General features: G+C 71.3%; 14 protein-coding genes. 7 read left to right on the top strand and 7 right to left on the bottom strand.

The window, feature by feature from the left end; all coding sequences use genetic code 11:
* The first annotated feature begins 3 nt into the window (after nt 1–3).
* From cydB to ACXAFN_RS17680, 4 genes are read left to right on the top strand one after another with little or no spacing between them, the layout of a single operon-like run.
* Nucleotides 4–1,005 carry a cytochrome d ubiquinol oxidase subunit II gene (cydB, locus tag ACXAFN_RS17695; RefSeq protein ID WP_474990906.1) on the top strand — a complete coding sequence of 334 codons (1,002 nt, stop codon included), beginning with the start codon at nt 4–6 and terminating at the stop codon, nt 1,003–1,005.
* A gap of 3 nt (nt 1,006–1,008) precedes the next feature.
* Entirely contained in the window at nt 1,009–2,673 is a 1,665-nt protein-coding gene (gene cydD / locus ACXAFN_RS17690) for a thiol reductant ABC exporter subunit CydD (RefSeq protein WP_474990904.1), read from the top strand.
* Nucleotides 2,666–4,414: a thiol reductant ABC exporter subunit CydC gene (gene cydC, locus ACXAFN_RS17685; RefSeq protein ID WP_474990902.1), complete on the top strand. Its 1,749-nt coding sequence runs from the start codon at nt 2,666–2,668 to the stop codon at nt 4,412–4,414. Before cydD ends, cydC begins: the two co-directional genes overlap by 8 nt.
* Before the next feature lie 13 nt (nt 4,415–4,427).
* Nucleotides 4,428–5,423 carry an adenosine deaminase gene (locus ACXAFN_RS17680; RefSeq protein WP_474990900.1) on the top strand — a complete coding sequence of 332 codons (996 nt, stop codon included), beginning with the start codon at nt 4,428–4,430 and terminating at the stop codon, nt 5,421–5,423.
* A gap of 106 nt (nt 5,424–5,529) precedes the next feature.
* On the opposite strand, the gene guaD is transcribed toward ACXAFN_RS17680, so the two are convergent.
* From guaD to xdhA, 4 genes are all read right to left on the bottom strand, one after another.
* Nucleotides 5,530–6,855 (bottom strand): guanine deaminase, encoded by a 1,326-nt coding sequence (guaD, locus tag ACXAFN_RS17675; protein ID WP_474990898.1) that lies wholly within the window; start codon nt 6,853–6,855, stop codon nt 5,530–5,532.
* Nucleotides 6,856–7,056: 201 nt separating this feature from the next.
* Nucleotides 7,057–7,920, bottom strand: a complete 864-nt coding sequence (gene xdhC / locus ACXAFN_RS17670; RefSeq protein WP_474990896.1) for a xanthine dehydrogenase accessory protein XdhC — start codon at nt 7,918–7,920, stop codon at nt 7,057–7,059.
* Nucleotides 7,907–10,363, bottom strand: a complete 2,457-nt coding sequence (xdhB, locus tag ACXAFN_RS17665) for a xanthine dehydrogenase molybdopterin binding subunit (RefSeq protein ID WP_474990894.1) — start codon at nt 10,361–10,363, stop codon at nt 7,907–7,909. Before xdhB ends, xdhC begins: the two co-directional genes overlap by 14 nt.
* The gene (xdhA, locus tag ACXAFN_RS17660; RefSeq protein WP_474990892.1) at nt 10,347–11,843 is read right to left on the bottom strand and encodes a xanthine dehydrogenase small subunit; all 1,497 of its coding nucleotides are present in this window, start codon (nt 11,841–11,843) and stop codon (nt 10,347–10,349) included. The genes xdhB and xdhA overlap by 17 nt, the downstream gene beginning before the upstream one ends.
* Nucleotides 11,844–12,025: 182 nt before the next feature.
* Here xdhA and ACXAFN_RS17655 point away from each other — a divergent pair, with 182 nt between their 5' ends.
* Nucleotides 12,026–12,709 (top strand): TetR family transcriptional regulator C-terminal domain-containing protein, encoded by a 684-nt coding sequence (locus ACXAFN_RS17655; protein WP_474990890.1) that lies wholly within the window; start codon nt 12,026–12,028, stop codon nt 12,707–12,709.
* Here the strand turns inward: ACXAFN_RS17655 and ACXAFN_RS17650 are convergent.
* Complete coding sequence (locus ACXAFN_RS17650; RefSeq protein ID WP_474990888.1) at nt 12,696–14,069, bottom strand: NCS2 family permease; 1,374 nt, start codon at nt 14,067–14,069, stop codon at nt 12,696–12,698. The genes ACXAFN_RS17655 and ACXAFN_RS17650 overlap by 14 nt on opposite strands.
* A 198-nt stretch (nt 14,070–14,267) precedes the next feature.
* Here ACXAFN_RS17650 and hrpB point away from each other — a divergent pair, with 198 nt between their 5' ends.
* Together hrpB and ACXAFN_RS17640 are read left to right on the top strand one after the other, a co-directional pair.
* On the top strand, nt 14,268–16,718 hold the full coding sequence (gene hrpB / locus ACXAFN_RS17645) for an ATP-dependent helicase HrpB (protein ID WP_474990886.1): 2,451 nt from the start codon (nt 14,268–14,270) through the stop codon (nt 16,716–16,718).
* 30 nt (nt 16,719–16,748) lie between these two features.
* Nucleotides 16,749–17,204: a YchJ family protein gene (locus tag ACXAFN_RS17640; RefSeq protein WP_474990884.1), complete on the top strand. Its 456-nt coding sequence runs from the start codon at nt 16,749–16,751 to the stop codon at nt 17,202–17,204.
* Nucleotides 17,205–17,295: 91 nt separating this feature from the next.
* On the opposite strand, the gene ACXAFN_RS17635 is transcribed toward ACXAFN_RS17640, so the two are convergent.
* The gene (locus tag ACXAFN_RS17635) at nt 17,296–18,630 is read right to left on the bottom strand and encodes a Na+/H+ antiporter family protein (RefSeq protein ID WP_474990882.1); all 1,335 of its coding nucleotides are present in this window, start codon (nt 18,628–18,630) and stop codon (nt 17,296–17,298) included.
* A gap of 120 nt (nt 18,631–18,750) precedes the next feature.
* The gene (locus ACXAFN_RS17630; RefSeq protein ID WP_474990880.1) at nt 18,751–20,097 is read right to left on the bottom strand and encodes a Na+/H+ antiporter family protein; all 1,347 of its coding nucleotides are present in this window, start codon (nt 20,095–20,097) and stop codon (nt 18,751–18,753) included.
* Nucleotides 20,098–20,159 lie beyond the last annotated feature (62 nt).

Here is a 20,159-nt window from a genome sequence, read left to right as displayed (position 1 = left end):
GCCATGGGAATCTTCGATCTGACGCTGATCTGGGCCGGCATCATCGGTTTCGGGATCATCATGTACGTGCTGATGGACGGCTTCGACCTGGGCGTGGGGCTCCTGTTTCCCTTCGCCCCGGACGAGGGCAGCCGCGACGTGATGATGAACTCGGTGGCGCCGATCTGGGACGGCAACGAGACCTGGCTGGTGCTCGGCGGGGCCGGCCTGCTGGCGGCCTTCCCGCTGGTCTACTCGGTGTTCCTGCCGGCGCTCTATATCGGCGTCTTCCTGATGCTGGCCGGGCTGATCTTCCGGGGCATCGCCTTCGAGTTCCGCTTCAAGTCGCATCGCCATCGCCGCTGGTGGAACCGCGCCTTCAGCTGGGGCTCGGCGGTGGCCGCCTTCGCCCAGGGGGCGGTGGTCGGCGCCTACATCCAGGGCTTCGCCGTGGAGGACTTCGTCTACGTGGGCGGCGCCCTGGACTGGCTGACGCCGTTCAGCGTGCTCACCGGGATCGGGCTGATGGCCGGCTATGCGCTGCTCGGCGCCACCTGGCTGATCATGAAGTCCGAGGGCCATACCCAGGAGTGGGTCTACCGGCTGGCGCCTCGGCTGCTGGTGGCGGTGCTGGCGGTGTTCGCTGCGATCAGCCTGTGGACCCCCTTCGTCGACCAGGCGGTGCGCGAGCGCTGGTTCGGCCACCTGCACCTGATCTGGGTGTTCCCGGTGCTGGCCCTGGCCTGCGCCTACTGGCTGTGGCGCTCGGTGCAGGAACGCCGCGAGGGCCAACCCTTCATCGCCACCCTGGGACTGTTCGTGTTCACCTATCTGGGCCTGGTGGTCAGCAAATGGCCGGTGATCGTGCCCCCGGACTACACCCTGTGGGACGCCGCCTCGGCGCCGGAATCGCAGCTCTTCCTGCTGCTGGGGATGCTGTTCGTGATCCCCATCGTGCTGGCCTACACCGCCTGGACCTACTGGGTCTTCCGCGGCAAGGTCCGCGAGGGCGAGGGGTATCACTGAGCCATGACCCGGACCTCCCGTTCGCGGGCCTGGCTCGCCGGCCTGGCCCGCGCCGAAAGGGGGCGGCTGGGCCTGGCGGTGGGCTGCGGGCTCGTCGCCGGCGCCGCGACCCTCGTGCAGCTCGCGCTGCTGGCCTGGCTGATCGCGGCGCTGCTGGTGGACGGCCGGGCGCTCGCCACCCTGTGGCCCGTCTTCGCCGTCCTGGCCGCGACGATGGCGCTGCGTGCCCTGGCCCAGTGGGGGCAGGAGGCGGCGGGGCTCGCCGCCAGCCTGCGGCTGCGCCGTCGGGCCCGCGGCGAGCTGCTCGACCACCTGGCGCGGCTCGGCCCGGTCGCGCTCGCCGGTCATCACAGCGCCAGCCTGGCCCACCGCGCGGTGGACCAGGTCGAGGCCCTCGACGGTTACATGGCCCGCTACCTGCCCCAGCGCTATCTCGCGGTGCTGCTGCCGCTGGCGATCCTGGCGGCGGTGGCCTGGCTCGATTGGCTGGCGGCGCTGTTCCTGCTGCTGGCCGCGCCCCTGATCCCGCTGTTCATGGTCCTGGTGGGCATGGGCGCCGAACGGCTCAACGAGCAGCAGTTCGAGGCCGTGGCGCGGCTGTCGCGGCACTTCATCGACCGGGTCCGCGGCATCGCCACCCTGCAGCTGTTCGGCCGCACCGCGGCCGCCACCGAGGAGGTGCACGACGTCGCCGACGATTACCGGCGGCGTACCCTGCGTCCGCTGCGTCTCGCGTTCCTCTCCTCGGCGGTACTGGAGTTCTTCGCCGCCGTGTCGATCGCCGTGGTGGCCATCTACGTGGGCTTCGGGCTGCTCGGCTTCATCCGCTACGGCCCCGCCGAGCAGCTGACGCTGTTCACGGGGCTGCTGGCGCTGCTGCTGGCCCCGGAGTTCTTCCAGCCGCTGCGCAGCCTGGCCCAGCACTACCATGACCGGGCCGCGGCCCTGGGTGCCGCCGAGGGCATGGTGGCGCTGCTCGACGAGACGCCGCGTCGCAGCGGACTCGTCCCCGCCGCGCCACGTGCCCCGCGTGCGCTGGCCGAACTGGCGGCGGTCACGGTGTCCCATCCCGAACGCGGCCCGGTGCTGGGGCCGCTGGACCTGTCCCTGGTCCCGGGCGAGATCCTGGCGCTCGGCGGGCCCTCGGGGGCCGGCAAGTCGACCCTGCTGCAGCTGCTGGCGGGCTTCGTCGATCCCGATGCCGGGGAACGGCGCCTGGCCCCGGGGCTGGCCATGGCCTGGATGGACCAGCGCCCGCTGCTGGTCCAGGGCAGCCTGGCCGACAACCTGCGCCTGGCGGCCCCCGAGGCCGACGAGACGGCGCTGCGTCGGGCGCTCGATGCCGCGGGGCTGGGTGACCTGGTGGCCGCCTTGCCGCGGGGCCTCGAGACGCCCATCGGCGAGCGCGGGGCGGGACTCTCGGGGGGGCAGGCACGACGCCTGGCGCTGGCGCGGGTCTTCCTGTCCGACGCCCGACTGGTGCTGCTCGACGAACCGACCGAGAGCCTGGATGCCGCCAGCGAGGCCCATGTGCTCGAGGCGCTGATGGCGCTGGCCGCCGAGGGGCGCAGCCTGGTGATCGTCAGCCATCGAGAAGCGCCATTGGCCTGCGCCGACCGGCGACTGGCGCTGCGCGACGGGCGCCTCGAGGAGCGGGCCGATGGCTGAGCGACACGGCACGATCGCGACCCTGGCGCCCTGGCTGCGCCTGCTCGGGCGGCATCGGCGTCGCCTGGCGGCCGGCGCCGCCCTGATGGCCCTGGCGCTGGCCGCGGCGATCGGGCTGCTGGCACTGTCGGGCTGGTTCATCACCGCGACTGGCCTTGCCGGCATCGCCCTGGCGGCGGGGGCCGCGCTGACCCTCGACGTCTATGTGCCGGGCGGCGGCATCCGCGGCTTCGCGGTGACGCGCACCCTGGCCCGTTACGTCGAGCGCCTCTACAACCACGACACCGTGCTGCGACTGCTGGCCGACCTGCGCGGGCGCATGTTCGCGGTGCTGGCCGGGCTCGATGCCCGGACGCTGTCCCGGCGCCGGGCCAGCGACTGGCTGAACCGTCTCACCGCCGACATCGACACCCTCGACAGCCTCTTCCTGCGCCTGCTGGCGCCGGCGGTGGTGGCGCTGCTGGCGATCCTCGCCCTGGCCGGCTTCCTGGCGCTGTGGTTGCCGGCGGCGGGCCTGGCGGTGGGGACGCTGCTCGGCCTGGCCTGGGGCTGGCTGACCGTCGGCCAGGCGCGCCTGGGCCTCGCCGCCAGCCGTCGCCGGGTGGCGGAGCTGGAACGCCTGCGCGGGCGGCTGATCGAGCAGCTCCAGGGGCTCGCCGAGCTCGAGCGCTATGGCGCCCTGTCCGTCCAGCGGCGACGCCTGGCCGCCATCGAGGAGCGGCTCCAGGCCGATCAGCGACGGCTGGGCCGGATCGCCGCCCTGGGCTCGGCGCTGGCCGGCCTGGCGACGGGCCTGGGCTGGCTGGCGGCGCTGTGGCTGGCGATCCTGGCCTGGCAGGCCGGGGCGCTGTCCGGGCCGCTGATGGTGATGATGCCGCTGGCGGTGATGGCGATGGGCGAAGCGCTGGCCGCGCTGCCCCCGGCCTTCACCCCGTTCGGGGCGACCCTGGCCGCCGCCGAGCGGCTCAATGCGTTGGCCGACGCCCGCCGCGATGCCCCGCCCGGCGCCACGGCGGACCTGCCCGACGGGGCCCTGGGGCTATCCCTCGAGGAGGTCTCACTGTGCTATCCCGGGGCCCTGACCTCGGTGTTCGACGGCTTTACCCTGGCCCTGGCGCCCGGGGAGTGGGTCGCCGTGTACGGGGTGTCGGGCAGTGGCAAGTCGAGCCTGGCGGCGCTCGTCACCGGCCAACTGGTGCCGGACGCGGGCGTCGTGGGCCTGGCCGGCCTGCCGCTGGCGGATATCGCCCCCCAGGCCCTGGCCGACCGGGTGGCCTGCCTGACCCAGCACACCGAACTGTTCGACGACAGCCTGGCCGCCAACCTGCGCCTCGCCGCCCCCGAGGTCGAGGACGCGCGGCTGTGGGCGGTGCTGGCCAGCGTGGAGCTGGCCGACTGGGCCGAGGCCCTGCCGCGAGGGCTCGACACCCGGGTCGGCGAGGGCGGTCGTCGCCTCTCCGGCGGCCAGGCGCGACGCCTCGCGCTGGCCCGGCTGCTGCTGCGCGACCCGGGGCTGGTGATCCTCGACGAGCCCTTCGCCGGCCTCGATTCGGCCCTCGCGGCGCGCATCGCCGAGCGGCTCGATGCCTGGCTCGAGGGGCGCAGCCTGCTGTATCTGACCCACGAGCGCACGTCCCCGACGCCGCTGCCGGGGATCGGCCGTTGGCAAGCGTTGGCCGACAGCGGGACATCGGGCTTTGCGCCGCCGCCGCGAATCTTTCAGGATGGGGCAAAGCACTGACACGAGGTGAGCCATGCGGGATTTCCTCAAGGCCCTGCCCAAGGCCGAACTGCACCTGCATATCGAGGGCACCCTGGAACCCGAGCTGATGATGGCGCTCGCCGAGCGCAACGGCGTGAGCCTGCCCTATGCCTCGGTGGAGGAGGTGCGCGCCGCCTACGACTTCAGCGACCTGCAGTCCTTCCTGGACCTGTACTTCCAGGGCATGAGCGTGCTGCGCACCGCCCAGGACTTCGAGGACCTGGCGATGGACTACTTCCGGCGTGCCAGCGCCGAGGGCGTGGTCCACGTGGAACTGCACGTCGATCCCCAGGCGCACCTGGCGCGTGGCATCGAGCTGGCCACGGTCATGGAGGGGCTGGGCCGGGCCCGCCGGCGCGCCGAGCGGGAGCTCGACCTGTCCACGGCGATGATCCTGGCCTTCCTGCGCGACCAGCCCGCCGAGGAGGCGCTGGACCTGCTCGAGCGGGCCGCCCCGTACTGGGAGACCCTGGATGCGGTCGGGCTCGACAGCGCCGAGGTCGGCCATCCGCCGGGCAAGTTCGCCGAGGCCTTTCGCCGCGCCGGCGAGCTGGGCCTGGCGCGGGTCGCCCATGCCGGCGAGGAGGGCCCGCCGGCCTATATCCACGAGGCGCTGGACGTCCTCGGTGTCGACCGCATCGACCATGGGGTGCGCTGCCTGGAGGACCCGGCGCTGGTCGCCCGGCTTCGCGACGAGGCCATGGTGCTGACCGTCTGCCCGTTGTCCAACCTGCGCCTCAGGGTGGTCGAGCGGCTCGAGGACCACCCGCTGCCGGCGATGCTCGAGGCCGGCCTCAACCTGACCCTCAACTCCGACGATCCCGCCTACTTCGGCGGCGGCATGCTGGACAACTTCCTGGCCTGCCGCCGCGCCTTCGGCTGGTCCCGGGAGGTGTTCCTGGGCCTGGCGAGCAACGCCATCGAGGCCGCCTTCATGAGCGAGGCGCGCCGCGCCGAGCTGCGCGAGCGGCTCGCCGCCTGCCGCTGACCCCGTCGCCGGCCCGGTGCCTCGCTACCGGGCCCCCACGAAAAAGGGGCGGCTCCTTCGAGCCGCCCAAGTGGGTACCACACCCAATGACGAAACAGCGTGGCGGTCAGGCCGCGCGCTGGTGCACCCGTCGGCCGTCGGCCCAGGTGGCGTAGACCGTGCGGTCGTCGCCCAGCATCATCAGCGCGAACAGCGTCTCGGCGAGCGACTGGCAGCGGGCGGTGCGCCGCGCCAGCAGCGGCGTGGCCGCGGGATCGAGGACCACGATGTCGGCCTCGCCGCCTTCCCTCAGGCGACCGATGCGGTCGTCCAGGTGCAGGGCCCGGGCATTGCCTAGGGTCAGGCGATAGAAGCCCTGCCAGGCGGTGAGCGGCTGGCCGAGCAGCTGGCCGACCTGGTAGGCGGCCTTGAGGGTGGCCAGCCCCGAGAGGTCGGTGCCGGCGCCCACGTCGCTGGCGATGCTGGTGGCGAGGCCCATCTCGCGGCAGGCCTGGCGGTCGAACAGCCCGCTGCCGAGGAACAGGTTGGAGGTGGGGCAGAAGGCGATGCTGGCGCCGGCGTCGGCCAGCCGGCGGCGCATGCCCTGGTCCAGGTGGATGCCGTGGGCGAAGGTGCTGCGCGGGCCCACCAGGCCGAAGCGCTCGTAGACCCCCAGGTAGTCCTGGCATTCCGGAAACAGCTCGGCGACCCAGGCGATCTCGCCCTCGTTCTCCGAGAGGTGGGTCTGCAGGTGCAGGTCCGGGGCGTTGCGCAGCACCGCGCCGGTGGCCTCGAGCTGCTCGCGGCTCGAGGTGGGGGCGAAGCGCGGCGTCAGGCTGTAGCCCAGCCGGCCCTTGCCGTGCCAGTCGCCGATCAGCCGTTCGCTGTCGGCGAGCCCGCCCAGGCTGTCGTCGACCAGGGCCTCCGGGGCATGGCGGTCCATCAGCACCTTGCCGGCCAGCATGCGCAGGCCGCGGGCCTTGGCGGCGGTGAAGAAGGCGTCCACCGAGCCGGGGTGCGAGGTGCAGAACACCTGGGCGGTGGTGGTGCCGGCGCGCAGGGTCTCGTCGAGGAAGGCCTCGGCCACGGACTCGGCGTGGGTGCGCTGGGCGAAGCGGCACTCCTCGGGGAAGGTGTAGTCGTTCAGCCAGTCGAGCAGCTGACGGCCGTAGGAGGCCATGATGTCGAGCTGGGCATAGTGGACGTGGCTGTCGATGAAGCCCGGCATCATCAGCTTGTCCGAGTAGTCCACCACCTCGATGTCGGAGGGCAGGTGGGGGGCCAGCTCGGCGAAGTCGGCGACGGCGCGGATATGGCCGTCGACCAGCCACACGGCGCCGTCTTCCAGGTGGCGCACGCTGCCCGGCGCCGGGGCATCGTCCTCGCCCGGGTCGGCGTCGAAGCTCAGCAGCGGGCCGCGCAGTACGCGCATGGGGGTACGGGGGTCGTTCATGAATCTCTCCAATCGGCGCCGGTTCGGCCGACGCAACGCGATGTTGGCTTCAAGGTCATGGACGCCGTGCGCCGGGGACAAGTCGAAGCGAGGTTTTTTGCCATGGATGGCAAAAGTAGCGCCCATGGATGGGTCTACAGCGCCTCGCGACGCCTTGTCGCCGAGACAGCTCGGCGTCCGGACTCTCGATAACGATCGTCCTCAGCGGGCTGACGGGAAGGCCTCGCGCAGTTGCTCCGGGGCGATGCCGCGCCGGTCGGGCCGCGCGTCGGCGGGCTTGAGCGTCAGCAGCTCGGCGGCCACCGCCAGGGCGATCTCGTAGGGCCGCTTGCCGTGGGCGCCGGGCACGCCGATCGGGCAGCGCACGCCGGCCAGGGCCGCTTCGTCGTGGCCGGCCTCGCTGAGCCGGCGGCGGAAGCTCGCCCACTTGCTGTCCGATCCGATCAGGCCGATCGAGGCGCAGTCGCCGCGGCGCAGCAGGGCGTCGACCAGGGCGCGATCCTCGGCGTGATCGTGGGTCATCACCAGGGCATGGCAGCCGGCCGGTAGCGAGGCCACGGCGGCGGCCGCCTCGCGGCCCTCGGCGCCCATCACGAAGCGTCGGTGATGCAGGCGCTCGCGGTCGGTGCCGCCGTCGGGAAAGGCGTCCTCGCGGCTGTCGAACCACAGCACCCGCCAGGGCAGCGGGGCCAGCACCTCGACCAGCGCCTGGCCGACGTGGCCGGCGCCGAACAGCGCCACGTCCATCTCGGCGCCGGCGAACAGCTCGATCAGCACGTGCACGTAGCCGCCGCAGCACTGGCCGGAACGCCCGCCCAGCGGGAAGGCCTCGAGCCGGGTGTCGGTGAGGCCCGCGGCCAGCGCCTCGCGGGCCGCCTCGATGACCTGCAGCTCGAAGGTGCCGCCGCCCAGGGTGTCGTGGACGGCGTCCTCGGTGATCACCATCTTGGCGCCGGGCTCCCTCGGCGTGGAGCCGGCTACCCCCACCACGCTTGCCAGCGCGTGGGGGCGGGCCTGGCGCTGCAGGCGATCGAGCGCCGCGTGCCAGGCTTCAGGCCGGTGCATGGTCGGGCCTCGCGGCGGAAACCGGCTCGGCCTGGCGCAGGGCCTCGGCGGCCATCATCACCCGTTCCGGCGTGGCCGGGGTGTCGAGCGCCGGGCTGACCCGGTAGTCGGCCAGGCTCGCCAGGGCATCGCGCAGCGCCGACCACACCGAGATGGCCAGCATGAACGGCGGCTCGCCCACCGCCTTGGAGCGGTAGATGCTGGCCTGGGAGTTGGGATGGCCCTGCAGCAGCGAGACGTTGAAGGTCTCGGGCAGGTCGCCGAAGGCCGGGATCTTGTAGGTGGCCGGGCCGTCGGAGACCAGCCGGCCGGCGTCGTTCCACTTGAGCTCCTCGCTGGTCATCCAGCCCATGCCCTGGATGAAGCCGCCCTCGATCTGGCCGATGTCGATGGCCGGGTTCAGGGACTCGCCGACGTCGTGGAGGATGTCGGCGCGGCTGACCCGGTACTCGCCGGACAGGGTGTCGACCTCCACCTCGGCCACGGCGGCGCCGTGGGCGTAGTAGTAGAAGGGGCGGCCGCGGCCGGTGGCGCGGTCGTAGTGGATCAGCGGGGTGGCGTAGAAGCCCTTCTCGGACAGCGACACCCGCGCCATGTAGGCCTCCTGGACCAGCTCGCCCCAGGGAATGCGCCGCTCGGCCTCGCCGATGCCGGCCACCAGCTGGCCGTCCTCCAGGCGCATGGCCTCGCGGTCGAGCCCGCCGGCCTCGCGGTCGAAGTGGCTGGCGGCGAAGTCGAACAGCCGCTCGCGCAGCTTGCTGGCGGCGTCGCGGGCGGCCTGGCCGTTGAGGTCGGCGCCGCTGGAGGCGGCGGTGGGCGAGGTGTTGGGCACCTTGTCGGTGCGGGTGGCGCTGATGCGCACACGCTCCAGATCGAGCCCCAGCTCGCGGGCCACCACCTGGCAGACCTTGGTGTGCAGGCCCTGGCCCATCTCGGTGCCGCCGTGGTTGATCATCACGCTGCCGTCGGTATAGACGAGCAGCAGGGCGCCGGCCTGGTTGAGGTGCTGGACGGTGAAGGAGATGCCGAACTTGACCGGGGTCAGCGCCAGGCCCTTCTTGATGATCGGGCTCTCGGCGTTGAAGGCGGCGATCTCGCGGCGGCGGTTCCAGTAGTCGCTGCTGGCCTCGAGCTGGCCGATCAGGTCGTGGAGCAGGCCGAGCTGCTCGACCCGCTGGCCGTAGTGGGTCACGTCCCGCGGCTTGCCGTCGGAGTCCTTCGCGCGATAGAGGTTGCGCTTGCGGATGGTCAGCGGGTCCTCGCCGAGGTGACGGGCGATGTCGTCCATGGCGCGCTCGATGATCATCATGCCCTGGGGGCCGCCGAAGCCGCGGAAGGCGGTGTTGGACGCGGTATGGGTCTTGGCCCGCTGGCCGGTCACCCGGGCATCGCCCAGGGAATAGGCGTTGTCGGAGTGGAACATGGCGCGGTCGACGATGGCGTCGGAGAGATCCGGCGAGTAGCCGCAGTCGCCGATCACGGTGATCTCGCCGCCGGCCAGCACGCCCTGGTCGTCGAAGCCCAGCCGATAGCGGTTATGGAAGGGGTGGCGCTTGCCGGTGGCCCGGGAATCCTCGGCGCGGGGCAGGCGAATCTTGGTGGCCCGGCCGGTGCGCCGGGCGATCAGCGCGGCGATGCACGCCCAGGGCGAGGCCTGGGTCTCCTTGCCGCCGAAGCCGCCGCCCATGCGGCGCATCTCCATGGTCACCGCGTGGAAGGGGATGCCGAGCACCTCGGCGACCAGCTTCTGGGTCTCGCTGGGGTGCTGGTTGGAGGTGTAGACCATCACCCCCTCGTCCTCGGTGGGCTGGACCAGGCAGGCCTGCCCCTCCAGGTAGAAGTGCTCCTGGCCGCCGACGAACTGCTCGCCCTCCAGGACGTGGGGCGCGTCCAGCAGGGCCTGGCGCCAGTCGCCGCGCTCGTGGGTGTGGGTGGGGCGCACGAAGTCGCCGCGCTCGGCGGCGGCCACGGGATCCAGCGAGGCCGGCTGCTCGTCGATCTCGACCACAGCTTCCTTGACCGCCAGGCGGGCGGCCTTGTGGCTCTCCGCGGCGACCGCGAACAGGCTCTGGCCGACGTAGCTGATCTCGTCGCTGGCGAAGATCGGGTCGCCGGGGAACACCGGGCCGATATCGGTGTGGCCGGGCACGTCGGCCAGGGTGATGACGTCCACCACGCCCGGGGCGGACCTGACCTTGTCCAGGTCCAGGCGGGTCAGCCGACCGTGGGCCACCGGCGACAGGCCGAGGGCCACGTGCAGGGTGTCGGCCGGGCTCGGGATGTCGTCGATGTAGGCGGCGCGGCCGGTGACGTGCTTGACGGCGCTCTCGTGGGCGCGAGAGCTGCCGGCGCCGCCCCGGGGGTCGACGGTCTCGCGGGCCAGGGGGGCGTCGCCCTGGTTGCGCCGGGAGGTGTCTTGGGCAATGTCAGTGAGCGTACGCATCGAGAGTCACCTTGGTCACGGAATCGCGGTTGTCGCTGTTGTTGTCGGCCTGGCCGCCCTCGGCGGCGATCATCAGGCGCAGGCGTTCGAGCAGGTTGCCGGCGGCGACGCGGCGGTAGTCGGCGCTGCCGCGCACGTCGGACATCGGCGCGAGCTCCTCGGCCAGCGCCGAACGGGCGGCGGCGAAGACCTCGGCGTCCGGGGCGCGGCCCTCCAGGGCGGCCTCGGCCGCCGGGGCGCGGCGGGGAATCGCTGCCATGCCGCCGAAGGCCAGGTGGACGTCGCGCATCACGCCGTCCTCGAGACGCCAGGCGAAGGCGCCGAGCACCGCGGAGATATCGTCCTCGCGACGCTTGGACAGCTTCCATACCTTCAGGTTAGCGCCGTCGGCCGGACGCGGCAGGAGGATCGCGGCGATGAACTCGTCCTCGGCCAGCGCCGTGCGCTTGTAGTCGAGGAAGAAGTCGGCCAGCGGCAGTTCGCGGCTGCCACGGGGGCCGTCCAGGCGCACCCGGGCATCGATGGCCAGCAGCACCGGCGGGGTGTCGCCGATCGGCGAGGCGTTGGCGACGTTGCCGCCGAGCGTCGCCCGGTTGCGGATCTGTGAGGAAGCGAAGCGATGCATCAGGTGCTCGAAGGCCGGGTAGGGCCCGGCGAGCAGCGGCGTCAGCCGGGCCAGGGTCACGGCACCGCCGATCCACCAGCCCTCGTCGGTCTCCTCGATGGCGTTCAGCTCGGCGACCTGGCGCACGTCGATGATGTCGTCCAGCGCCTTGAGCTGCTGGGTGGTCTCCAGCCACAGGTCGGTGCCGCCGGCCACCAGTCGCGCGGCGGGGCGCTTGGCCTTGAGGGCGCGCAGGGCCTCGATGTCCTGGGGGGCGACATAGTGGCCCTCGGCGGCGGGCTCGCCGTTGCGCGGGCGGCGCAGCCAGGCGACGTTGCCGGCGAGCGCGGCGTCCTCCGCCCAGGCCGGGTCGGCCGCGGGGTAGTCGTTCATGCTCAGGGCGGCGTCGCGGATCGGTCGGTAGCCGGTGCAGCGGCACAGGTTGCCGCCCAGGGCCGCTTCCAGGCGATCCTGGGTGAGCGGGGCGGGCCGGCGACGCTGGTTCTCGTAGAGGGTGAACAGCGACATCACGATACCCGGCGTACAGAAGCCGCACTGGCTGCCATGACAGTCGACCATCGCGGCCTGGGCCGGGTGGAGGCGCTCGCCGGAGGCCAGGCCTTCCACGGTGACCAGGTGGCAGCCGTCCAGCTGATGGGCCGGCGTGATGCAAGCGTTGGCGTTGTGGTAGACCAGCTCGCCGCCGGCGGCATCGGGCTCGCCGATGGCCACGGTGCAGGCGCCGCAGTCACCGGAGGCGCAGCCTTCCTTGGTGCCGGTCTGGCCGAGCCGGGTGCGCAACAGCTCGAGGATGCTGGTGTCGGCGGTCACGTCGCTGCAGCGCTGCCGCCTGCCGTTGAGATAGAAGTCGATCATGGTCGGCTCCGTTTGTGGTTGTGTAGGCCGGTGGTCACGGGTTGAGTTAATTCTTGACCATGTGGTCAGCTTTGGCAAGTTTCCCCGGCATTTTTTTCGCTCCCGGCTCTCGGAATTGCCTTGGTGCCGGCCTGTCAGGCAATCTCTTGCCCCAAGAACGTCTTCGGGAGCGACGAGGGCCCATGGCCAAGGTAGACAACAGTGAACAGGAAGGGGGCGCCATCCGGCGGCGCAACGAGCGGGCGATCCTGGCGGCGGCGGAGCGGGTCTTCGCCCGCCACGGCTATCGCGGCGCCAGCGTGCAGGAGATCGCCGAGCAGGCGGGACTGCCCAAGTCGAACGTCCTCTATTACATGGGCAGCAAGCGCAAGCTCTACGTTCGCCTGCTGGAGCGGATGATGGAGCGCTGGAACGCCATGCTCGACGACATTTCGGCGGAGGACGATCCGGCCGAGGTGCTGTCTGCCTTCATTCGTTCGAAGATGCTGATGTCGCGGCGCCATCCCGAAGGCTCCCGGCTGTTCGCCAGCGAGATCCTCGGTGGCGCGCCCTTCCTCCAGGAGTACCTGAGCGGTGAACTGCGCGACTGGGTGCAGAGCCGTGCGGCGGTGTTCCGCGAATGGGCCGACCGGGGCCTGATGGACCCGGTCGACCCGGTGTGGCTGATCTTCCTGATCTGGTCCTCCACCCAGCACTATGCCGACTTCGAGGCCCAGGTGCTGGGCATCACCGGCCGGGAAGCGCTTTCCGACGAGGACCTGGAGCGGATCACCGAGTTCCTGACCCAGGTGGTGATCAAGGGCTGCGGGGTGAAGCACCCCGCGGCCCGGGCGCCGTCGGGTCAGGCCTCGCTCACTGAGCGGTGACCAGCAGCAGCACCGAGAGTGCCGCGGACACCCACATGGCCGGCTTGATCTCCTCGATCCGGCCGGTGGCGACCTTGATCAGCACGAAGCTCATGAAGCCGAAGGCGATGCCCAAGGTGATCGAGTAGGTCAGCGGCATCAGGATGATCGCCAGGAAGGCCGGGAAGGCCTGGTCGAAGCGTTGCCAGTCGATCTTGGAAATCGGCGCCATCATGAACAGCCCGACCAGCACCAGCGCCGGCGCGGTGGCGATGCCGGGCACCAGCGACAGCAGCGGCGAGAGGAACAGGAACGGCAGGAACAGCAGCGCGATCACCACCGCCACCAGGCCGGTGCGGCCGCCCTGGGCGACGCCGGCGCCGGATTCGATGAAGGTCTGGGCGGCGCTGGTGCCGAGCGGTGCGGCGATCATCGAGGCGAAGGCGTCCACGGTCATCGAGCGCTTGAGGTTGCGCGGGTTGCCGTCCTCGTCCTTGAGGTTCGCCGATTCCGACAGCGCCATGAAGCAGGACAGGGCGTCGAAGAAGTTGGTGAACAGCATCACGAAGATGAACGGCAGGTAGGCCACCTTGAGCGCGCCGAGGATGTCGACCTGCATCACGGCGCTGAAGTCCGGCCAGGCGGCCAGGCCGTTCCAGGCCACCATCACCTCGTCGCCCCACAGCCGGCCCATGGGCGCGGCCATCAGGGTGGTCAGGGCGATGCCCATGATCAGCGCGCCGTTGAAGCGCAGGATCACGAACACCGCCGTGGCCACCAGGCCCAGGAAGAAGGTCGCCAGGTGGGCGTCCATGGCGCCCAGCGACACCAGGGTGGCGTCGCTGCCGACGATGAAGCCGGCGTTCTGCAGCCCGATGAAGGTGATGAACAGCCCGATGCCGCAGGTGATGGCATAGCGCAGCGAGGCGGGGATGGCCTCGATGATCGCGCGGCGCACGTTGAACACCGCGAGCACCGCGAACATCACCCCCGACCAGAAGACGCAGCCCAGCGCGACCTCCCAGCTCAGGCCGGCGCCGAGCACCAGGGTGTAGGTGAACAGCGCGTTCATGCCCATGCCCGGAGCGACCAGGATGGGGTTGCGGGCGTAGAGGCCCATGGCCAGGCTGCTCATGAAGCTGATCAGCACCGTGGCCGAGAGGGCGGCGGAGAAGGGAATGCCGGCGTCGGAGAGCACGGCGGGGTTGACCACGATGATGTACATCCCGGCCAGGAAGGTGGCGATCCCGGCGAGGATCTCGATCTTGAGCGTCGAGCCGCGACGGGTGACGCCGAACCAGCGGTCGAGGAGCGGCAGGCCCTCCTGCTGAGAGGTGTCCGCGCTAAGCTCCCCGGCGGGGCGGGTGGATGTCTGTTGCATGCCGATACCCTGTTGTTGTTGTGGGTGGTTGGATGAAAATGTCATTTCCTGACCTTTTGGTCAAGATGCCGAGAGCCAAGGCTAGTCATCGCGTCACGGCGGGGCAAGCGTCGGTCATGCATTGGCATTCAACGAAGCAGAGCGGCCCCGATATTCGCGAAATGCGCGGTATCGCGGGCCTTGGAAGCGAAGATGAACATGAAGCAAAGCGTTGACGAGCCCACCCTTGAAAGCTTGCCGATCGAGCCGCGACTGGCCGATATCCGCACCGCCCTGGCGGTCCACTCCCGCGCCCTGCTGGTGGCGGAGCCGGGGGCGGGCAAGACCACTCGGGTGCCGCTGGCGCTGCTCGACACCGGCTGGTGCCGCGGGCAGCGTCTGCTGCTGCTCGAGCCGCGCCGGGTGGCCGCCCGGCTGGCGGCCGGGCACATGGCCGAGTCGCTCGGCGAGCCGGTGGGGCAGACGGTGGGCTACCGCATGCGCGGCGAGTCCCGCCTCGGCCCCGAGACGCGCCTGGAGGTGGTCACCCAGGGCGTGCTGACGCGCATGCTCCAGGACGATCCGCTGCTCGAGGGCGTGGCCGGCGTGATCTTCGACGAGTTTCACGAGCGCAGCCTGGAGGCCGATCTCGGCCTGGCGCTGACCCTCGACGCCCAGTCGGTGCGCGAGGACCTGCGGCTGCTGGTGATGTCGGCGACCCTGGACGTGGCCTCGCTCACCGCGGTGCTCGGCGAGGCCACGCCGGTGATCGAGTGCGAGGGGCGCCAGTTCCCGGTGACGACCCGTCACCGACCGCCCCCGACACGGGACGAACCGGTGCGTCATCAGGCGGCGGTGGTCGCCGAGGCCCTGGCGGCCGACGACGGCGATGCGCTGGTGATCCTGCCCGGGGTCGGCGAGATCCGGCGCCTGGCGAGGGCGCTTTGCGAGCGGATGCCCGACGTGGCGGTTCATGAGCTCCACGGCCGCTTGCCGCTGGAGGCCCAGCGCCGGGCGCTCGCCGCGGATACGGAGGGGCGGCGCCGGGTGGTGTTGGCCACCGCCATCGCCGAATCGAGCGTCACCGTGCCGGGCGTGCGCATCGTGATCGACGCCGGCCGGGAGCGGCTGCCGGTGTTCCAGCCGCGCACCGGGCTGACGCGCCTCGAGACCCGACGGGTCAATCGCGCCAGTGCCGACCAGCGTCGCGGGCGTGCCGGCCGCCAGGGGCCGGGGGTCTGCTACCGGCTGTGGGCCGAGGAGCAGCCGCTCGCGCCGGACCGCGAGCCGGAGATTCGCCAGGCCGACCTGGCCCCGCTGGCCTTCGAGCTGGCGCGCTGGGGCATCACCGAGCCGCAGTCGCTGACCTGGATCACGCCGCCCCCGGCGGGGGCGCTTTCCGCCGGGCGCGAGTTGCTGCGCGGCCTCGGCGTGCTGGACGACGCCCATCGGCTGACGGCGCTGGGCCGCGCCTGCGCGCGCTGGCCGACGCACCCGCGCCTGGCGGTGATGCTGGAGCGTGCCGCCGAGCTCGATGCCGAGGTCCTGGCCTGCGGGCTGGCGGCGCTGCTCGAGGGGCGCGGTGCCGACGACGAGCGCGATCTGGCGGCGGCGCTCGAGAAGCGCTTCGCGAACCCCGGGGAGGATCGCGCCTGGCACCGCGACGCCAAGCGGCTGGCGGGCCTAATGGGCTGTCGACTGGCGGCACCGCGGCTGGACGCGCTCGGCGAACTGCTGGCGCTGGCCTGGCCCGAGCGCATCGCCCAGCGACTCTCGCCGGGGCGCTTTCGCCTGGCCGGCGGCGGGCAGGCCACGCTACCCGAAGCGCACCCGCTGGCCCACGCCGGGCTGCTGGTGGCGGTGGCCCTGGACGGCGAGGGCGGCGGCGGCCGAATCTTCCGCGCCGCGGCCCTGGACGAGGCGCGGCTGACCGTGCTGCATCCGGAGGCCGGCCAGTGGCGGGACCATCTCGAATGGTCCGATGAGCGCGGACGGCTGGTCGGCGAGCGGCGACGTGGCCTCGGGGCGGTGGTGCTCGAGCGTCGGCCCCTGCAGACCCTGACGCCTGGAGCCGCCCAGCGAGCGCTGCTCGAGGCGGTGCGCCGCCGCGGCCTGCCGTTCGATGAAGCCACCGAGCAGCTGCGTGCCCGGGTGGCGCTGCTGCGTCGCGAACTGGGCGACGCCTGGCCGGACTGGTCCGATGCGGCGCTGCTCGACACGCTGGACACCTGGCTCGGTCCCTACCTGGCAGGACTGACGCGCCTCGGCGAGGTCGAGGCGCTGCCGTTCTCGCGGATCCTGCGCGACGGCCTCGCCGTCGGCCAGTCGGCCCGGCTCGACGACCTGGCGCCGACCCACCTGACGGTGCCCAGCGGCTCGCGAATCGCGCTGGACTATCGCGGCGAGACGCCGGTGCTCGCGGTCAAGCTGCAGGAGGTATTCGGCTGGCGCGAAGCGCCGCGGCTGGTCGACGGCCGGGTCGCGCCGCTGCTGCACCTATTATCGCCGGCGCGGCGCCCGCTGCAGGTCACCGCGGACCTGGCGAGCTTCTGGGCCAACGGCTACCCCGAGGTGCGCAAGGACATGCGCGGCCGCTACCCCAAGCACCCCTGGCCGGAGGATCCGTGGTCGGCCGAGGCCACCGCGCGGACCAAGCGCCGTCGCCCCTGATCCCCATTCACGATCGATACGAGAGCCCCGATGACGATTCCGAACGACTGCCCCTGCGGTAGCGGCCTGGCGCTTTCCGCCTGCTGCGGCCGCTACCACCACGGCGAGCCGGCCCCGACGCCGGAGGCGCTGATGCGCTCGCGCTACAGCGCCTTCGCCCTGGGTCTGACCGACTACCTGCTCGAGAGCTGGGCGCCCGAGACGCGGCCGGCGGCCTTGCCGGACGACGACCCGAACCAGTGGATACGCCTGGAGATCCTCGACCACGGCGAGTCGGGTGACGAGGGCACCGTGCACTTTCGCGCCACCTTCCGCGAGGGGCGCCGCTGGGGCGCGCTGGAGGAGCGCTCGCGCTTTCGCCGCGAGCAAGGCCGCTGGGTCTACGTCGACGGCGAGCCCACGGTGACGCGCCTCAAGCCGGGACGCAACGATCCCTGCCCGTGCGGCAGTGGGAAGAAGGGCAAGAGCTGCTGCGTGCGCGGCTGAGTCCCGCATCGCCGAGACCTTCTGCTGACAGGAAGAGGCCCCGCCGGTATCGCTCGGCGGGGCCTCTTGCGTGGTGACGCGACTCGCTGGCTTACAGCGTCATGGCGGCGAGCCAGCCGAAGGCGATCAGCGGGATGTTGTAGTGCAGGAAGGTGGGCACCACGCTGTCCCAGATATGGTCGTGCTGGCCGTCGGCGTTGAGGCCGGCGGTGGGGCCGAGGGTCGAGTCCGAGGCCGGGGAGCCGGCGTCGCCCAGGGCGGCGGCGGTGCCGACCAGGGCGATGGTGGCCATCGGCGAGAAGCCGAAGCCGATGGCCAGCGGCACGTAGATCGAGGCGATGATCGGGATGGTCGAGAACGACGAACCGATGCCCATGGTGATGAACAGGCCGACCAGCAGCATGACCAGCGCGGCCAGGCCCTTGTTGTCACCGATCAGCTCGGTGGAGCTCGAGACCAGGGTCTCCACCTGTCCGCTCGCCTGCATGACGCTGGCGAAGCCGGCCGCGGCGATCATGATGAAGCCGACCAGCGCCATCATTCGCATGCCCTCGGTGAAGATGTCGTCCTGCTCGTGCCAGTGGAAGACGCCGCTCACCGACAGCAGCGCGAAGCCGAACAGCCCGCCGAGCACCATGGAACCGCTCATCAGCTGCACCGTCACGGTGCCGACCAGCGACAGGGCCAGCACCGCGATCTGCCAGGGCTTGAGGTGGCCGGCGGCCTCGGCGGGCGTCTCGTCGCCGTGGGCCAGGTCGCGGTCCTCGTAGTCGCGTCGGCGGCGATAGCTGAGCAGGAGAGCGACCGCGAGGCCGATCGCCATGCCGCCGATCGGCACGATCATCGCCGTGGGCACCATGGCCGCGGTGACGTCCAGGCCGTTGTCGTTGAGGTTGGTCAGCAGGATGTCGTGGAGGAAGATCGAGCCGAAGCCCACCGGCAGCAGCATGTAGGGGGCGGTGATGCCGAAGGTGATCACGCAGGCCACGGCGCGACGGTCGAGCTTGAGGTGGTTCATCAGCTTGAGCAGCGGCGGCACCAGCACCGGGATGAAGGCGATGTGCACCGGGATCAGGTTCTGGGAGCTGATCGCGAAGGCCAGCAGCACGCCGAGCAGGGTGAAGACGATGGTGCGGCGGTGGGGAATGCCCTCGTCCAGGTGCAGCCCGGCGATGGCCTTCTGGGACAGCAGCTGGGTGATGCCGGAGCGCGACAGCGCCACGGCGAAGGCGCCGAGCACGGCGTAGGAGATGGCCACGGTGGCGCCGTTGCCCAGGCCGTCGTTGAAGGCGTCCATGATCTCGCTGATCGGCATGCCGGCGTAGAGGCCGCCGACCAGGGTGGCGGCGATCAGCGCGAAGACCACGGACACCCGCATCAGGCTCAGGGTGACCATGACCAGGATGGCAAGCACGATGGCGTTCATGAGGGTTCCTTGCGGGAGTGTCGAGGGTATGGGCGGAAAACGAAGCGCCCATTGTAGTCATCTGATCCCTCGACGCCAGGAAACCGGGGCCGCCGGCTCGTCGCGAGCCGGCGGCGGGGCTTACAGCGTCATGGCGGCGAGCCAGCCGAAGGCGATCAGCGGGATGTTGTAGTGCAGGAAGGTGGGCACCACGCTGTCCCAGATATGGTCGTGCTGGCCGTCGGCGTTGAGGCCGGCGGTGGGGCCGAGGGTCGAGTCCGAGGCCGGGGAGCCGGCATCGCCCAGGGCGGCGGCGGTGCCGACCAGCGCCACGGTGGCCATCGGCGAGAAGCCGAAGTTGATGGCCAGCGGCACATAGAGCGAGGCGATGATCGGGATGGTCGAGAACGACGAGCCGATGCCCATGGTGATGAACAGGCCGACCAGCAGCATGATCAGTGCGGCCAGGCCCTTGTTGTCGCCGATCAGCTCGGTAGAGGTGGTGACCAGGGTCTCGACCTGGCCGCTTTCCTGCATGACGCTGGCGAAGCCCGACGCCGAGATCATGATGAAGCCGACCAGCGCCATCATGCGCATGCCTTCGGTGAAGATGCCGTCCTGTTCGTGCCAGCGAAACACGCCGCTGACCGAGAGCACGGCAAAGCCGAAGATGCCGCCCAGCACCATGGAGCCGGTCACCAGTTGGGTGGCCACGGTGCCGCCCAGGGCGATGGCCAGCACGCCGAGTTGCCAGGGCTTGAGGTGGCCGGCGGCCTGGGCCTGGCTCTCGTCGCCGTGGGCCAGGTCCAGGTCCCGATACTCGCGCTTGCCGCGGTAGCTGAACAGCACCGCGGTGGCCAGCCCCAGCGCCATGCCGCCGATCGGCACGATCATCGCCGTGGGCACCATGCCCGGCGTCACCGACAGGCCCAGCGAGGCACCGGCCTCGTTGAGGTTGGCCAGCAGGATGTCGTGGAGGAAGATCGAGCCGAAGCCCACCGGCAGCAGCATGTAGGGCGCGGTGATGCCGAAGGTGATCACGCAGGCCACGGCGCGGCGGTCGAGCTTCAGGTGGTTCATCAGCTTGAGCAGCGGCGGCACCAGCACCGGGATGAAGGCGATGTGCACCGGGATCAGGTTCTGGGAGCTGATCGAGAAGGCCAGCAGCGCGCCTAGCAGGGTGAGGGCGATCGTCTTGCGGCGAGGGATGCCCTCGTCGAGCTTGAGCCGACCGATGGCCCGGGCGGAGAGCAGCTCGGTGACGCCTGAGCGCGACAGCGCCACGGCGAAGGCGCCGAGCACGGCGTAGGAGATGGCCACCGTGGCGCCGTTGCCCAGGCCGTCGTTGAAGGCGTCCATGATCTCGCCGATCGGCATGCCGGCGTAGAGGCCACCGACCAGGGAAGCGGCAATCAGGGCGAAGACCACGGAAACGCGGGCGAGACTGAGCACGACCATCACCAGGATGGCCAGTACGACTGCATTCATGGAAGGTCCTTGTGGAGCGAATTGTTGTTGGAAGGGCGAGCCGCCCGCCTTCCCGCCGTGGT

The organism is Halomonas sp. ABH4_019 (genome assembly GCF_056159885.1).
This window is presented reverse-complemented; position numbering and strand designations above follow the sequence as displayed.

Excerpts from the sequence above, each read along its gene's own strand:
- cydB (WP_474990906.1), top strand. The coding sequence starts at position 4 with ATGGGAATCTTCGATCTGACGCTGATCTGGGCCGGCATCATCGGTTTC.
- cydD (WP_474990904.1), top strand. The coding sequence starts at position 1,009 with ATGACCCGGACCTCCCGTTCGCGGGCCTGGCTCGCCGGCCTGGCCCGC.
- cydC (WP_474990902.1), top strand. The coding sequence starts at position 2,666 with ATGGCTGAGCGACACGGCACGATCGCGACCCTGGCGCCCTGGCTGCGC.
- ACXAFN_RS17680 (WP_474990900.1), top strand. The coding sequence starts at position 4,428 with ATGCGGGATTTCCTCAAGGCCCTGCCCAAGGCCGAACTGCACCTGCAT.
- guaD (WP_474990898.1), bottom strand. The coding sequence starts at position 6,855 with ATGAACGACCCCCGTACCCCCATGCGCGTACTGCGCGGCCCGCTGCTG.
- xdhC (WP_474990896.1), bottom strand. The coding sequence starts at position 7,920 with ATGCACCGGCCTGAAGCCTGGCACGCGGCGCTCGATCGCCTGCAGCGC.
- xdhB (WP_474990894.1), bottom strand. The coding sequence starts at position 10,363 with ATGCGTACGCTCACTGACATTGCCCAAGACACCTCCCGGCGCAACCAG.
- xdhA (WP_474990892.1), bottom strand. The coding sequence starts at position 11,843 with ATGATCGACTTCTATCTCAACGGCAGGCGGCAGCGCTGCAGCGACGTG.
- ACXAFN_RS17655 (WP_474990890.1), top strand. The coding sequence starts at position 12,026 with ATGGCCAAGGTAGACAACAGTGAACAGGAAGGGGGCGCCATCCGGCGG.
- ACXAFN_RS17650 (WP_474990888.1), bottom strand. The coding sequence starts at position 14,069 with ATGCAACAGACATCCACCCGCCCCGCCGGGGAGCTTAGCGCGGACACC.
- hrpB (WP_474990886.1), top strand. The coding sequence starts at position 14,268 with ATGAAGCAAAGCGTTGACGAGCCCACCCTTGAAAGCTTGCCGATCGAG.
- ACXAFN_RS17640 (WP_474990884.1), top strand. The coding sequence starts at position 16,749 with ATGACGATTCCGAACGACTGCCCCTGCGGTAGCGGCCTGGCGCTTTCC.
- ACXAFN_RS17635 (WP_474990882.1), bottom strand. The coding sequence starts at position 18,630 with ATGAACGCCATCGTGCTTGCCATCCTGGTCATGGTCACCCTGAGCCTG.
- ACXAFN_RS17630 (WP_474990880.1), bottom strand. The coding sequence starts at position 20,097 with ATGAATGCAGTCGTACTGGCCATCCTGGTGATGGTCGTGCTCAGTCTC.